Annotated in this window: 12 protein-coding genes; 5 read left to right on the top strand and 7 right to left on the bottom strand. The window is 62.3% G+C overall.

The window, feature by feature from the left end; genetic code table 11:
- Positions 1–18: 18 nt before the first annotated feature.
- The 3 genes from ACWTU8_RS20990 (at position 19) to ACWTU8_RS20980 (ending at position 4,024) form a co-directional block, all read left to right on the top strand.
- Entirely contained in the window at positions 19–1,296 is a 1,278-nt protein-coding gene (locus ACWTU8_RS20990) for a cysteine desulfurase-like protein (RefSeq protein ID WP_455849683.1), read from the top strand.
- Positions 1,297–1,759: 463 nt separating this feature from the next.
- Complete coding sequence (locus ACWTU8_RS20985; RefSeq protein WP_135933562.1) at positions 1,760–2,455, top strand: RNA polymerase sigma factor; 696 nt, start codon at positions 1,760–1,762, stop codon at positions 2,453–2,455.
- A gap of 513 nt (positions 2,456–2,968) precedes the next feature.
- Positions 2,969–4,024 carry a hypothetical protein gene (locus tag ACWTU8_RS20980; RefSeq protein ID WP_455849682.1) on the top strand — a complete coding sequence of 352 codons (1,056 nt, stop codon included), beginning with the start codon at positions 2,969–2,971 and terminating at the stop codon, positions 4,022–4,024.
- 375 nt (positions 4,025–4,399) lie between these two features.
- On the opposite strand, the gene ACWTU8_RS20975 is transcribed toward ACWTU8_RS20980, so the two are convergent.
- From ACWTU8_RS20975 to ACWTU8_RS20955, 5 genes are read right to left on the bottom strand one after another with little or no spacing between them, the layout of a single operon-like run.
- Positions 4,400–5,230 carry a dipeptide ABC transporter ATP-binding protein gene (locus ACWTU8_RS20975; protein ID WP_455849681.1) on the bottom strand — a complete coding sequence of 277 codons (831 nt, stop codon included), beginning with the start codon at positions 5,228–5,230 and terminating at the stop codon, positions 4,400–4,402.
- Positions 5,227–6,102, bottom strand: coding sequence for an ABC transporter ATP-binding protein (locus ACWTU8_RS20970; protein ID WP_287087585.1), 876 nt, complete (start codon positions 6,100–6,102; stop codon positions 5,227–5,229). Before ACWTU8_RS20970 ends, ACWTU8_RS20975 begins: the two co-directional genes overlap by 4 nt.
- A gap of 2 nt (positions 6,103–6,104) precedes the next feature.
- Positions 6,105–7,022: an ABC transporter permease subunit gene (locus tag ACWTU8_RS20965; RefSeq protein WP_455849680.1), complete on the bottom strand. Its 918-nt coding sequence runs from the start codon at positions 7,020–7,022 to the stop codon at positions 6,105–6,107.
- A gap of 1 nt (position 7,023) precedes the next feature.
- Positions 7,024–8,031: an ABC transporter permease subunit gene (locus ACWTU8_RS20960; protein ID WP_029357038.1), complete on the bottom strand. Its 1,008-nt coding sequence runs from the start codon at positions 8,029–8,031 to the stop codon at positions 7,024–7,026.
- A gap of 58 nt (positions 8,032–8,089) precedes the next feature.
- The gene (locus ACWTU8_RS20955) at positions 8,090–9,682 is read right to left on the bottom strand and encodes an ABC transporter substrate-binding protein (protein ID WP_455849679.1); all 1,593 of its coding nucleotides are present in this window, start codon (positions 9,680–9,682) and stop codon (positions 8,090–8,092) included.
- Between the two features lie 429 nt (positions 9,683–10,111).
- Here ACWTU8_RS20955 and ACWTU8_RS20950 point away from each other — a divergent pair, with 429 nt between their 5' ends.
- Both ACWTU8_RS20950 and ACWTU8_RS20945 read left to right on the top strand, forming a co-directional pair.
- Positions 10,112–11,974: a long-chain-fatty-acid--CoA ligase gene (locus ACWTU8_RS20950; RefSeq protein ID WP_455849678.1), complete on the top strand. Its 1,863-nt coding sequence runs from the start codon at positions 10,112–10,114 to the stop codon at positions 11,972–11,974.
- A gap of 86 nt (positions 11,975–12,060) precedes the next feature.
- Complete coding sequence (locus tag ACWTU8_RS20945; protein WP_455849677.1) at positions 12,061–12,720, top strand: class I SAM-dependent methyltransferase; 660 nt, start codon at positions 12,061–12,063, stop codon at positions 12,718–12,720.
- A gap of 10 nt (positions 12,721–12,730) precedes the next feature.
- Here the strand turns inward: ACWTU8_RS20945 and ACWTU8_RS20940 are convergent, their stop codons facing one another.
- Both ACWTU8_RS20940 and pgi read right to left on the bottom strand, forming a co-directional pair.
- Positions 12,731–13,453, bottom strand: coding sequence for an HAD family hydrolase (locus tag ACWTU8_RS20940; protein ID WP_029357042.1), 723 nt, complete (start codon positions 13,451–13,453; stop codon positions 12,731–12,733).
- A 5-nt stretch (positions 13,454–13,458) separates the two neighbouring features.
- Positions 13,459–15,102 (bottom strand): glucose-6-phosphate isomerase, encoded by a 1,644-nt coding sequence (gene pgi, locus ACWTU8_RS20935; RefSeq protein WP_455849676.1) that lies wholly within the window; start codon positions 15,100–15,102, stop codon positions 13,459–13,461.
- Positions 15,103–15,306 lie beyond the last annotated feature (204 nt).

Below are 15,306 nucleotides of genomic sequence, written 5' to 3'. Positions count from 1 at the left end.
ACTTCGCAGGAGACCATCTTGAACAAGCATCAGCCCCACAATGCGAGCGACGTCTCCTCAGCCTTCCCGGTCGACACGATCCGCGCGATGTTTCCAGCCCTGCAGCAGGCCGGCGACTTCATCTTCATGGACAATGCGGCCGGCGCGCAGATCCCGCAAAGCGTGCTCGATGCGGTGACCAACCATCTGGTCGCGCATAACGTACAGCGCGGCGGTCGCTACGGCCGCAGCGTCACCGTCGATCAGGCGATCGCCGACGCGCGCGAAAGCGTGGCGCTGCTGATCAATGCCTATAGTCCTGCGGAAATCTGCTTCGGCATGAACGCGACCTCGTTCATCCGGCTCGTCAGCCTCGGCATCGGCCAGATGCTTGGAGAACGGGACGAAATCGTCATCACCGATATGGACCATGACGCCAACATCGCCACCTGGCTGGCACTGGCGCCCGCCGGCGCCTTCAAATGGTGGCGGATGCGCGACGACGGCAATCTCCACGTCGACGATTTGCGCCCGCTTATCTCCGACCGCACCCGGCTTGTCGCCTGCACCGTCACCGCGCATTCGATCGGCTCGATCGTCGATGTTGCTGCAGTGGCTGGCATCGCGCACGCGGCCGGCGCCGAAGTGTTCCTCGACTGCGTGCATTACGGGCCGCACGGGCCGATCGACGTGCAGGCCTGGGATTGCGACTATCTGGTCTGCTCCGGCTACAAGAATTTCTCGCCGCATATGGGCTTCCTGTGGGGCCGCTTCGAGACGCTGAAGCGGCTGCCGACCTTCCGCGAGGACTTCATTCCCGACGAGCCGCCCTACAAGGTCGAGGCCGGCACCTTCATCTACGAGAATGTCTCGGGCATGGACGCGGCGGTGCGCTATCTCGAGTCGATCGGCCGCAACTTCCTGGCCGAGAACAACCGGTCGCGGCGCGACAACCTCGTGGCCGGCATGAATGCCATCCGCGACTATGAGCTGGTGCTGGCGCGCGAAATGCTCGGCGTGCTCAAGGAGTGCGGCGCAACGATCTATGGCGTCGCCGACGAAACCCGCCTCAACGAGCGCGTGCCGACCTTCTGCTTCAACATCGGCACGCTGTCACCACAAATGATCGTCGAGGCTATGGCCGAGATGCAGATCGGCATCCGCGACGGCCATATGTACGCGCCGCGGCTGATGAAGCGCCTGAACCTCTCGATGGACAGCGGTGCCATCCGCGCCTCGCTGGTGCATTACAACACCGTCGAGGAGGTCCGGCGCTTCGGCGAGGCGCTGCGCGCCGTTGTCGCAAAGCTGTCCTGATTGGCGTAGAGCGAGATGCATTTAGGTTTGAACTCTCGCTCTAGCTGTTTTTAGCCGCGCGAGTGCTTCCACTTGGCTGCCAAACGCTCCAGGTCAAAACTCGATCATCTTGCAGGCGCGAATGGCTAAGAGGCGTCAGGAACGCGCCAGGTCAGCTCGTTTCGGAGAAGCTGGCCGAACATCCGCTATGGCGCAAAGCGGTCGCTCGGTCACATCAGCACTCCATTGCATTCCGCCTCTCGGCGATAGCAGCCATCGTCTCAGGTTCGATGTACAGATCACGCGCCGCCGCTGCATGCGATTGCGATAGGGATGTACAATTCTCAGTAATCGGCGCCATCATCCACAGTTGGTCTTGGCAGCGCACAGGCCGTGCAGGACTCGCGAACATCTCTTCGGCAGGCACTCTCGTGTTGAGCTGGCCCGCACGCCACAGGTACCGGTGAAGCGCTTGGAAAGCACCATGACGAAGCCGATCGCACCGACCGAGGCAGTGAGAGTGGAAGACCTCGACGATGCGGCATTGGTCGATCGCGCGCAACAGCGCGACGGGGCTGCTTTCTGGTTGATCATAAAACGTCACAACCAGCGCCTCTATCGAATCGCTCGCGCCGTCCTGGATGACGACGCCGAGGCGCAGGACGTGCTCCAGGAGACCTACATCCACGCCTTCATGCATTTGTCCGAATTCCGCGCGGAGGCACAGCTCTCCACCTGGCTCACCCGGATCACGCTGAACGAGGCGCTGGGCCGCCGCCGGCAAAGGCGACCGACGGTCGACGTAAAGGCGATCAAAGCCATGCCCGCTCCGTTCAGCGCATACAACGCTGACCCGGAGGAGGCATCCGCCCTCGCCGAGATCCGCCGCCTGCTGGAACGCGCGGTCAGTGACCTTCCGGAGCACTTTCGCATCGTGTTTGTTATGCGCGATGTCGAGGAAATGAGCACTGAGGAGACGGCCCTCCTTCTCGGTTTGCGACCTCAGACCGTGAAGACTCGGCTGCATCGCGCGCGCCGGCTGCTGCGTGAGACGCTGCGGGACAAGCTTGCCACCGTGTTTACCGACACCTTTCCCTTTGCGGGCGCGCCTTGTGACCGCCTCATGCAATCGGTCCTCGACCGGCTTGGAATTAGTCTTCTGCAATTGCAGGCTCACTAGGCGGCAGAGCGACCGAGCACGGGTTGTGCGAGTCGTGCCGACTTCATCTTTAATCGCTCCTCGGAGGTCCTCCGGCGGGCAGCGGGGATGTCGGGAACCTTTTGACAGTTGGGACCATCCAATGCTCATCGGCCGCAGAGCGCCGGTGAAGATCTTTGTTGGATCCGGCCAACCATGGAGGCTGCCGACCGGCAAATCTATTAGGGAGGACTGCCAATGCTCATGCGTGTTAAGGTAATCGCCTGCTTTTCCGTTCTCGTGCTCTCCTCAACTCTGATACCGACCGCTGCCCAAATGAGCGCGAAGGGATCGACAAGCGGGAAGGATTTTGACGACGCGGCCGCTGACCAGGCTAAGCAGTATCTTGAAGAAGGCCGCGAGACATTCCGCTTCGATACGTTCGGCAGCGAGGATTTCTGGGGTGGAAAGCTCAAGCTTCACGACGCGATCGCTGGCGAAAAGCTAGGTGGCGCAGGACCAGGGCTCAGCCCGCAAAGGGCCCTCGAACTCGGTTTGAAGGTCGATGTGAACGCCATCCCGAAGGATGTGGCCGAGGCACTTAACAAAGGTGAAGTCGATCTCGCGGACCCGGCCAGCACGCTTCTCCTGCTCAAAGCCAACGCCGTTGTCGGAGTAACCGGTTTTTTTGGCGAGGACGGGAAGACGCTGACTTCCGTCGGCATTCAGTGCGCGGTGTGCCATTCGACGGTCGACGACTCATATGCGCCGGGCATCGGGCACCGACTCGACGGCTGGCCCAACCGCGACCTCAATATAGGGGCGATCGTGGCCTTGGCGCCGGATCTGACCGCCTTCGTAGAAATGCTGCAGATCCCCGAAGCGGAGGTGAAGAAGGCAGTAGAGGCTTGGGGGCCAGGAAAATTCGATGCGGAACTGAATCTCGATGGCAAGGCCTTCCGGCCAGACGGCAAGACTGCCGCCACGCTCAATCCGCCGGCCTTCGGGCTAGCGGGCGTAAACAACCACACGTGGACCGGCTCCTGGGGGACGGTGAGCTACTGGAACGCCTACGTAGGCAATCTCGAAATGCATGGGAAAGGCGTGTTTTACGATCCGCGGCTGGACGACGCCGAGAAGTATCCGGTCGCCGCCAGAACGAAGCAAGGCCACAAGCAGGACAGCGAAGACCGGATTACTGCCAAGCTGCCCGCCCTCCACTTCTACCAGCTCTCTCTGCCGACCCCAAAGCCGCCGGAAGGCGCCTTCGACAGTGCCGCTGCAGAGAACGGGATGGCGCTGTTCAACGAGAAGGCCAGATGCGCCACTTGCCATGTCCCGCCAATCTTCACGGAGCCGGGCTGGAACCTGCACACGGCGGAGGAGATCGGGATCGACGATTTCCAAGCGATGCGCTCTCCTGACGAGAGGTACCGAACCGCGCCGCTGCGTGCCCTGTGGGATGTCGAGAAGATCCACAAAGGCGGGTTTTACCACGATGGGCGGTTCGCCACGCTTGGTGACGTACTCGAGCACTACAACAGTCATCTCGGCCTCAATCTGACCGATCGGGAAAAGAGCGATCTAATCGAGTATCTGAAATCGATTTGATCTGAGGTTCGGCGTGAATCCGGTCTTCCCTTTGGCAGTGCTAGTCTAATGGGTTCGCTTCTTACATGACGGGTCCGCCTGTGACACGAGGGGCCGGAACCACGCCGAAGAGTGTGGCGCTACACCAGAATTCTCCAAATCAGAGGCGCCGCTGCGGCAAGGTGCACCCATTTCCTGAAGCCGAACGCGTGCGAGATCGTCGCAGGCGAGATCAGCCCGGATGGCTGGTGCCGCTTTCGCGAACCGTTGCCGGCCTGAGGGATTGATCGGTTCATAACAAGGACTGCTTTCCCGCCTAATCCAGACCTGCTGCTCTGCTTGTTGAAGGTCGCGAATGGGTCAAACTCGGTCATTCAGAGCAGTTTGGTTTTGACTCTAGGCCGCCTTCTTCTTCGCCAGCCTCGCCTTGATCGAGGCGACGTCTGCGCGCGGCGTGGCCGCGAATAGCGTCTTGGTGTAGCTGTGCTTGGGGTCGGCAAAGACTTCGTCGCGCGAACCGTATTCGACCGCCTCGCCGTAATACATGACCATCACGTCGTCCGCGATGTAGCGCACCACCGACAAATCGTGGCTGATGAAGACATAGGTCAGCTTGAACTCGTCCTGGAGGTCGGCGAGCAGGTTGAGCACTTGCGCCTGCACCGACAGATCGAGCGCCGAAACCGGCTCATCGAGCACCAAAAGGCTCGGATTGAGCATCAGCGCGCGGGCAATGGCGATGCGCTGGCGCTGGCCGCCCGAGAACATGTGCGGGTAGCGGTTGTAGTGCTCGGGACCAAGGCCGACCTTCTTCAGCATCTTCATGGCGAGATCGCGCCGTTCGTCGGCCGGCTTGTCGGTGTTGATGAGCAGCGGCTCGCCCAGCACGTCGCCGATCTTCTGGCGCGGATTGAGCGAACCATAGGGGTTCTGGAAGACGATCTGCACCTTGCGGCGCATCTCCTTCGACAGCCCACCCTTGGCGATGTCGACCTTGTTGCCGTCGATGAAGAGCTCGCCTGATGTCGCCGGATCGATCAGGGTGATGATGCGGGCGAGCGTGGACTTGCCGCAGCCGCTTTCGCCGACGATGGCCAGCGTCTTGCCCTTGTCGACGCTGAACGAGACGCCCTTGACCGCATGCACCGTGCGCGTGGGACGAAACAGGCCGCCGCCGACATGATAGTCGCGCACGATATTCTTGCCTTCGAGAACCGTCACACTCATGGCGCGGCTCCCGTTGCAGACCCGGTTCCCGCAGCAGAGGGGGCCGGCTCGAACAGCATATCGGAAATGGTCGGCAGCCGGTCGCCGACGGCGTTTTCCGGCAGCGCCGACAGGAGCGCGCGCGTGTAGTTGCTCTTCGGCTGCTCGAACAGCGACAGAACGTCGGCCTCTTCCATCTTGCGGCCCTTGTACTGGACGATGACGCGGTCGGCGGTCTCGGCCACGACGCCCATATTGTGGGTGATCATGATCAAGCCCATGCCGTATTTGGCCTGCAGCCCGACCAAAAGGTCGAGTATCTGCTTCTGGATGGTGACGTCGAGCGCGGTGGTCGGCTCGTCGGCGATCAGCAGCTTCGGATTGCAGGCGATGGCGATGGCGATCATGACGCGCTGGCACTGGCCGCCCGACATCTGGTGCGGGAACGAGTTCAGCCGCTCTTCCGGATCGGCGATGCCGACCAGCTTCATCAGCTCGATGGCGCGGGCCCGGCGCTGGGCGCGGTCCATGCCCATGTGGAAACGCAGCACCTCCTCGATCTGGAAGCCGGCGGTGAAGCACGGATTGAGGCTGGCGATCGGCTCCTGGAAGATCATCGAGATGTCCTTGCCGACGATCTTGCGGCGCTCGGACGGACTGAGCTCGAGCAGGTCGATGCCGTCGAAGGCCATGCGGTCGGCCTTTACCGTGGCCGTGTTCGGCAACAGCCCCATCACCGCCAGCATCGCCACCGATTTGCCGGAGCCGGATTCGCCGACGATCGCCAGCACCTCGCGCGGCTCGATCGACAGGTCGATGCCTTGTACGGCCATGAACGGTCCGGCAGCGGTGTCGAAGGACACGGTGAGGTTCTTGATCTCGAGAAGAGGCATGGTCACGACCTCTTCAGCTTGGGGTCGAAGGCATCGCGCAGGCCATCGCCGATCAGGTTGATGGCAAGCACCGTGATCAGGATGGCAAGGCCGGGGAAGGTCACGACCCATGGCGCGCGCAGGATGAACTCGCGGGCCGTGGCCAGCATCGTGCCCCATTCCGGCGTTGGCGGCTGCGCGCCGACGCCAAGGAAGCCGAGGGCCGCGGCCTCGAGAATGGCGTTGGAGAAGGACAGCGTCGCCTGCACGATCAGCGGCGCCATGCAGTTCGGCAAGATCGTCTTTACCATCAGCCTGAGATGACTGGCACCGGCCACCTTGGCGGAGATCACATATTCGCGGTTCTTTTCGGCCATCACCGCCGCTCGCGTGAGCCGCGCGAAATGCGGCTGCAGCACCAGCGCAATCGCCAGCATGGCGTTGAACAGGCCGGGTCCGAGGATCGCCACCAGAACCAGGGCAAGGAGCAGCGAGGGGAAGGCCAGAATGACGTCCATGATGCGCATGATCAGCGTATCGACCCAGCCGCGGAAATAGCCGGCGAGCACGCCGAGGACGATGCCGCTGGTCAGCGAGAAAACCACAACGACCAGGCCGATGAACAGCGAGAACCGCGCCCCGAAAATCAGCCGCGAAAGCATGTCGCGGCCGACCGCGTCGGTGCCGAGCAGGAACATCGATTTGCCGCCCTCCTGCCAGACCGGGGGCGTCAGCAGCGAATCGCGAAACTGTTCGTCAGGCGAATGCGGCGCGACCAGCGGTGCGAAAATCGCGATCAGCACCAGAGCCGCGAACACGACCAGGCCGGTGACGGCGCCGGTGTTCATCGAGTAGTAATGCCAGAACTCGGTGAAGGCGCGCTGCCGGCCGCCGGTCGGAATGGCGGCGGCGGTGGCTTCTGCCGTGGTTTGGTCGGTCATCTCACTGCACCCGGATACGTGGGTTGATGACGGCGTAGAGCACGTCGACGATCAGGTTCACCGCCATGACGATTAGCGCGATGATCAGCAAGCCGCTCTGGACGACGACATAGTCGCGCTTGGCGATCGCGTCGATCATCCACTTGCCGATACCGGGCCACGAAAAGATCGTTTCGGTCAGGATGGCGCCGGCCATCAGCGTGCCGACCTGCAGGCCGATGGTGGTGACGACAGGGATCAGCGCATTGCGAAAAGCGTGGAGCCCGATGACGCGACGCGGCGCCAGGCCCTTGGCGCGGGCGGTGCGGACGTAGTCCTCGCCCAGCACCTCCAGCATCGCCGACCGCGTCTGGCGCGCTATAACGGCGAGCGGAATCGTCGCCAGCACGATCGCCGGCAGGACCAGATGACTGGCGGCGGACCTGAAAGCGCCGCTCTTGCCGGAGATCAGGCTGTCGATCAGCATGAACCCCGTCGTCGGCTTGAAGAAATACTGAAGGCCGATGCGCCCGGAAACCGGTGTCCAGCCGAGATAGCCGGAAAAGAAGATGATGAGCAGCAGCCCCCACCAGAAGATCGGCATCGAATAGCCGGTCAGCGCCACACCCATCGTCGCCTGGTCGAACCATGATCCGCGCTTGACCGCGGCGAAGATACCGGCGGGAATGCCGATGAGCACGGCAATGATCAGCGCGATCGTCGCCAGTTCCAGCGTCGCCGGAAACAGCGCCTGGAATTCACCGAGCACAGGCCGCTTGGTGGCGAGCGATATGCCGAAGTCGCCGGTCAGGACCCTGCCGATATACTCCAGATACTGGATGACATAAGGCCGGTTGTAGCCAAACCGCTCGATAAGCTCCGCGTAGCGTTCGGGGCTGACGCCGCGCTCGCCGGCCAGGGCCAGGATCGGATCGCCCGGCAGAAGACGGACGAAAGCGAACGCCGCCAGCGATATGCCGAACACGGTCGGGATGATCAAGGCGAGCTTGTGGAGGAGATAGCGGAGCATCTTACTTCATAGAACGGCGGCGCTGGAAGTCCAGCGCCGCCGTCCAATCTCTGAGGAGTTATTCGGTGACGTCGACGCCGTCGAACCTATGAATGCCGAGCGGGTCCATGACGAACCCCGAAACCTTCTTGTTCATCGGCATGAAGACCTTGGAATGGGCGATGGTCAGCCATGGGGCCTCACGCTTGAACACGACCTGAGCTTCCTCGTAGATTTTGGTGCGCTCGGCGACGTCAGTGGTCGCCTTGCCCTTCTGCAGCAGGGCTTCGAACTCCTGGTTGCACCAGATCGCATAGTTGGACTGGCCGATGGCATCGCAGCCGAGCAGGAACAGGAAGTTGTCCGGATCGCCATTGTCACCGGTCCAGCCCAGTTGGAAGGCGCCGTCGCGGTCCTTGGCCTTGCCGCGTTCGCGATACTCGGTCCATTCGTAGCTGACGATCTCGGCCTTCACACCGATCTTGGCGTAGTCGGCCTGAATCAGTTCGGCTACTCGTTGGGCGTTCGGATTGTATGGGCGGCTGACTGGCATTGCCCAGATCTTCATCGAGAGATCCGTGACGCCGGCATCAGTCAGCATCTTCTTGGCCGCGTCCGGATCGTACGGATCATCCTTGATGTCCTTGTTATAGGACCACATTGTCGGCGGGATTGGGTTTATGGCCGCCTGGCCAGCGCCCTGATAGACCGCATCGAGAATGGCCTGCTTGTTGACGGCCATGTTGAGGGCTTTGCGGACCTCGACCTTGTCGAAAGGCGCCTGCGTCGTGTTGTAGGCCATGTAGCCGATGTTCAGGCCTTCCTGCTCGTCGACCTTGAGGTTTGGGTCAGCCTGCAGGCCGGCGATGTCGGCCGGCGCCGGGTAGGACATGATATCGCACTCGCCTGCCTTCAGCTTCTGCGCGCGCACGGCCGGATCAGTCGTGATGGCAAAGATCAGATCGTCGATTTTCTGGCGGCCGCCATAGTAGCCGTCCCATGCCGCATAGCGGATGACCGCATCGACCTGGTAGTCGACGAACTGGAACGGACCGGTGCCGATCGGCTTCTGGGTGAATTGCTGCCTGGTGCCGGCCTTGTCGAGCTGGTCGGCATATTCCTTGGAGACGATCGAAGCGAAATCCATGCCGAGGTCCGGCAGGAAAGCGACTTCAGGCTTGTTCAGCACGAATTTCACCGTCAGGTCGTCGACCTTGACGATTTCCTTGAGAAGATCCGGGAAGCCCATGCCGGAAAAATATTCCCATCCGGTGCCTTCCAGATAGCTGTACCACGGGTTTTCCTTCTTCCACTGACGTTCGAAGGAGAAGATCACGTCGTCGGCGTTGAGATCGCGCGTCGGCGTGAAGTAGTCGGTGGTCTGGAACTTCACACCCGGCCGAAGCTTGAATGTGTATTCGAGACCGTCGTCGGAAACCGTCCAGCTCTCGGCGAGGCCGGGTGTGATGGTGGTCTTGCCGTGTTCGAACTCGACCAGGCGCGAATAGATGGTGCGCGACGACGCGTCGAAGTCGTTGCCACCGCTCCACGGCGACGGGTCGAAGCCGGCCGGCGACGCCTCCGAGCAGTAGACCAGCTGTTTCGCATTGGCCATGCCGCCGAGGACACTTGCGGCCAGCAACGCGGCCGCAAAAGTCAGTTTCTTTTTCATGGAGGACTCCCTGATGTTCTTCCAAGCCCCTCTATCAGGCTCGCGAAGCGCGCATATAAGCACCGTTTTTCCGGCTTTGGAACACCCCGTTTGCCTACCCCATGGGAAGCAGAATTTAGTCCTCCGGAATCCTCGAGAAAGAGAATGAAATGTCAATTTCTGCCGATCACGGCATTATTAACGACTGCATTTTTTTATTGATCTTCAACCCGGCGTTGGTGAGGAACCGCGACCATCGGCTTGTCATTGGCGCGGAAGATTTCTTTCCAGTCTTGCCGCAGGGTCAGACTTGCACGGCTGCCGATAGTCGCAATACATAGATGGCAGGCTGGATTTCCTGGATGCCGGCAGCAGCGGAGGACGTCTCTGTCATTCGGAGGCAACGCGGCGGGCAAGCAGAGACAATAAGAACAACCGAGGGAGGGACAGGTGGCAAAAGCACCAAGGACGACGGCCCCCGCGAAAGCGAGGGCCAAAACTGCCGCAAAACCGGCCAGCTCTCACAAGCCAAAGGCGCCGACGGCCAAAGCCGTTGCCAAGCCGAAAGCGGCACCGACATCGGCTACGTCGGCGTCGAAGCCGGGTCCGGCCGAGAGATTGCCGAAAGCGGTTGGCGCCGGATCGCCGGAAAGGCCTTGGCTCAAGAGCTACCCGAAGGTCGTTCCTGCCGAGATCGGCGCCCCGCCCTTCGGCTCCATCGGCGATCTGCTCGCCGACGCCTGCAAGCAGTATGCCAGCCGGCCGGCCTTCACCTGCATGGGCAAGACCATCACCTATGCGGAAGTCGAGCGGCAATCGGCCGCCTTCGCCGCCTATCTGCAGTCTACGGGACTGCAGAAAGGCGCACGCGTGGCGCTGATGATGCCGAACGTGCTGCAATATCCGGTGGCGATGATGGCAGTGCTGCGTGCCGGCTATGTCGTGGTCAACATCAACCCGCTCTACACGCCGCGCGAGCTGGAACATCAGCTCAGGGATTCAGGCGCTCAAGCCATCGTCATTCTCGAAAATTTCGCCAACACCTTGCAGGCGGTGATCGCCAAAACGGCTGTCAAGCATGTCGTGGTCGCGGCGATGGGCGACATGCTTGGCGGCCTGAAAGGAACGATCGTCAATCTCGTCGTGCGCCGCGTGAAGAAGATGGTCCCGGCCTGGTCGCTGCCGGGCCATGTCAAGTTCAACGCCGCGTTGAAAGCAGGCACCGGCATGAATTTCAAGCCGGTGAAGGTCGCTGCCGACGATGTCGCCTTCCTGCAATATACCGGCGGCACCACCGGCATCTCGAAGGGCGCGGTACTGCTGCACAGCAACGTGCTGGCCAATGTGGCGCAGAACGCGCTCTGGATCGAGGACGCCTTCACGGTCAAGCCGAAACCGGCGCATCTCAACTTCATCTGCGCGCTGCCGCTCTACCACATCTTCGCGCTGACGGTGAACGCACTGATGGGCATGCAGCTCGGCGGCCAGAACATACTCATTCCCAATCCGCGCGACATTCCCGGCTTCGTCAAGCAACTCGGCAAATATCCGATCCACATCTTTCCAGGCCTCAACACGCTGTTCAACGCGCTGCTCAACAATGAAGATTTCCGCAAGCTTGACTTCAAGCCACTGATCCTGACGCTGGGTGGCGGCATGGCGGTGCAGAAGGGTGTTGCCGAACGCTGGAAGGCGTTGACCGGCTGCCCAGTCACCGAGGGCTACGGGCTTTCGGAAACCTCGCCGGTGGCCACCGCCAACACATTCAGCAATGGCACCTTCACCGGCACGATCGGCCTGCCGCTGCCCTCGACCGAGATCGCCATCCGCGACGGCGACGGCAACGATTTGCCGCTCGGCGAAGTCGGCGAGATCTGCATACGCGGACCGCAAGTGATGGCCGGCTACTGGAACCGGCCGGACGAGACCGCCAAGGTGATGACCAAGGATGGTTTCTTCAAGTCGGGCGACATGGGCTTCATGGACGAGCGCGGCTACACCAAGATCGTCGACCGCAAGAAGGACATGATCCTGGTGTCCGGCTTCAACGTCTATCCGAACGAACTGGAGGAAGTCGTGGCCCTGCATCCGGGCGTGCTCGAAGTGGCGGCGATCGGTGTGCCGGACGAGCATTCAGGCGAAGTGCCGAAGCTGTTCGTCGTCAAGAAGGACCCGTTGCTGACCGCTGAGGTGCTGACCGTCTATTGCCGCGAGAACCTGACCGGCTACAAGCGGCCAAAATACATCGAGTTTCGGACCGAACTGCCGAAGACGCCGGTGGGCAAGATTCTGCGGCGGGCGTTACGGGGATAGGGATAATTTTGGGCGATTGCCTTACTGTAGATGACACGGCGGACACGCTTTCCCGTCACGATCCGCTGACATTCATCAAGACGAACATGCGTATCGCCCCTGTTCCTGCGCTTCCCGAAATCCGGCTTTATGCAGCCCATCCCGCGAGCGGTCTGTGGCGGCTCACGCATGAAGAAGGACAAGCAGCCGAGCCGGAAGAAGAAGGAACCGAAGCCGACGAGGACGGGCCCGAGCCGCAGCCACCTTACTGGGCCTATGCCTGGGCCGGCGGCGCGGTGCTTGCCCGCTACATCCTCGATCGGCCGGAGTCCGTGGCCGGGCTTCGCGTGCTCGACCTCGGCGCCGGGTCGGGCCTTGTCGGCATCGCCGCGGCAAAGGCCGGAGCGCGCGAAGTGCTCGCGTCCGAGATCGACCGCAACGGCGTCGCCGCGCTCGGTCTCAATGCGGCCGCGAACGGCGTCGCAATCACAGTCGTCGGCCACGACATCACCGCTGGTCGGCCGCCGCCGGTGGATGTCGTGGCAGCCGGCGACTTGTTTTACGGGCAAGATCTCGCCGACCGGGTCATCCCCTTCCTCGACCGCTGCCTGGCCGCACGCATCAATGCGCTGATCGGCGACCCGGGCCGGGCCTACCTGCCCCGCTCGCGGCTTCGGCTGCTGGCCGAATACCGCGTGCCGGATGTCGGCGAAGCAAAAGGCGCGGCGATGAAGCGGAGCGGTGTCTTCTCGTTCGAGCCGGAGTAACCCTGCGAGTTCAGGTCGTCTCCTTGACCCTTGCCGAAAGAAAGTCGGGCAGGTCGGCAACCGAATCCAGAATGACGTCGGCGATCTGTGACAGTGATTCCCGCGTGCCGGTGCCGGAGAGCACGCCTATTGCCAGACCGCAGCCGCCGGCCCGCGCCATCTCCAGATCGTGGCGATTGTCGCCGACCATGGCGATCGCGGTCGGCCTCAGGCCGGTCAGGTCCGAGAAGGCAAGGATGGTATCCGGCGCCGGTTTCGGATTGGCCACCGCGTCGTAACCATAGGCGGCGTCGAACAGCTGCGCGACGCCGAGCGTCAGCAATGTCTTTTCCGCGCCAGTGGTCGAATCGTTGGTGGCGACGCCGAGCCGGTAGGATTTCCTGTGAAGAACGCCGAGCGTCTCGACGATGCCCGGCAGCGCCACCGCCATCGCCGAGCCCTGCACCGAGGTGATCTCGTTGAAGCGGGCGACGGCAAGCATCTGGTCTTCATCCGACAGCCGCGGAAACCAAAGCTCGACGACATCCATGTTGGTGCCGGAGGCAAAGATGGAGTCGGGCTTGAAGCGTTTGGTGGCGAAATCGTAGCCCGCCGCGGCAAGCAGCCTGTCGGCCTTCCAGCGGTCGCCCTCCGACGCATCCATCGCCATGAAATCGGCTACGCCGAGCCATGTTGCGTTGAAGTCGACAAGCGTGCCGTCCTTGTCGAACAATATTCCCTTGATCTCGGCCAAGCCGCTTACTCCGATCCGCGCAATCGGTGGATGTGTCCCACCAGTCCGGCGGTCGAAGCGTCCCGCTTTGCGGCATTCTCCTTGCCTTCCACGACAGGCAGCAGCCCGGTCGCCAGTTCCTTGCCCAATTCGACGCCCCACTGGTCGAAGGAATTGATGTTGAAGAGCGTGCCTTCGACGAAGACGCGGTGCTCATAGAGCGCGATCAGCCGTCCGAACGTATGCGGATCGAGTTGTCTGTAGAGGATCGTCACAGAGGGCCGGTTGCCGGAGAAGACGCGGTGCGGGGCGATCCTGTCGACCTCGGCGGGCGCCATGCCTTTCGCCAGCATCTGCGCGCGCGCTTCCTCCAGCGTGCGGCCCTTCATGAAAGCCTCCGACTGCGCCAGGCAGTTGGCGAGCAACAGATCGTGGTGATGCTTGAGGTCCGGCTCATGGCCGATGGCCGCTGCGAGGAATTCGACCGGAATGAAATCGGTGCCCTGGTGCAGCAGCTGGAAGAAGGCGTGCTGGCCATTGGTGCCGGGCTCGCCCCAGACCAGCGGGCCGGTCGGCGTGGTCACAGCGCCGCCGTCGAGGGTGACGCTCTTGCCGTTCGATTCCATGTCGAGCTGCTGCAGATAGGCCGGCAGCCTCGACAGGCGCTGATCGTAGGGGATGACGGCGCGAGCGGGGTATTTACAGATCACCCGATGCCACCAGCCGACCAGCCCCATCAGCGCCGGCAGGTTCCTGGCCAGCGGCGCAGTCTGGAAATGCTCGTCCATCGCATGCGCGCCGTCGAGAAAGGCGCGAAAATTCTTCGGGCCGACGGCGATCATCACCGGCAGGCCGATCGCGCCCCAGACCGAATAGCGTCCGCCGACCCAGTCCCAGAAGCCGAAGACGCGGTCGGACGCGATGCCGAACTTGGCCACCAGCTCCAGCGCCGTCGAGACGGCGGCGAAATGCTTGCCGACCGCTTCCTTGCCGAGCGCCTTCTGCACCCATTCGCGCGCCGTCTCGGCATTGGTCATCGTCTCGACCGTGGTGAAGGTCTTCGAGGCCACGATGAACAGCGTGGTTTCGGCGGAAAGGCCCATCAGCGTGTCGTGGATATGAGCGCCGTCGATGTTGGACACGTAGTGCGTGCGCGGCCCGTCGTGATAGGGCGCCAGAGCCAGCGTCGCCATGGCCGGGCCAAGGTCGGACCCGCCGATGCCGATGTTGACGATGTCGGTGATCTTCTTGCCTGTGGCGCCGGCCGCCTTGCCGGAGCGCACGGCATCGGCGAAGACGCCCATCGCGTCGAGCACGGCGACAACCTCCGCCTTCACATCCTGACCGTCGAGCACGATGCCCTTGCCGTTCAGGTTGCGCAGGGCGGTGTGCAGCACGGCGCGGCGTTCGGTGACGTTGATCTTCTTGCCTGAGAACATCGCGGCGCGCCGGCCTTCGAGATCGGCGGCTCCCGCCAGCTTCTCCAGCATATCCATCGTCTGCGCATCGACCGCGCATTTCGACCAGTCGAGCAGCAGGTCGCCGTCGGTGGCGGAGAATTTTTCGAAGCGCTGCGGATCGGCGGCGAAAGCCTCGCGCATGCTGCCCGATTTGGCCGCACGGTGATCGCGCAGGGCGTCGAGCTGTTTTTGAAAGGACGATTGATCCACTGCCTCACTCCGAGCCTTGAAATGCCAACCTAACAGACCGGATGTTTCCGGCGCGTGTCGTCGCGTCCAAACTATCTAGCCGAAATCAACTGGTTTCAATGCGCAGCGATGACGCACGGCGTCACGCTGGGATGACGCGTTGCGTCACGCTGCGTCACGCTGGGATGACGCGTTGCGTCACGCCAGGGGATGACGCGTTGCGTC

This window comes from Mesorhizobium sp. BHbdii (genome assembly GCF_053848045.1).
Note: the sequence above shows the minus strand (reverse complement) of the source record. Positions and strands in the feature narration are given on the sequence as shown.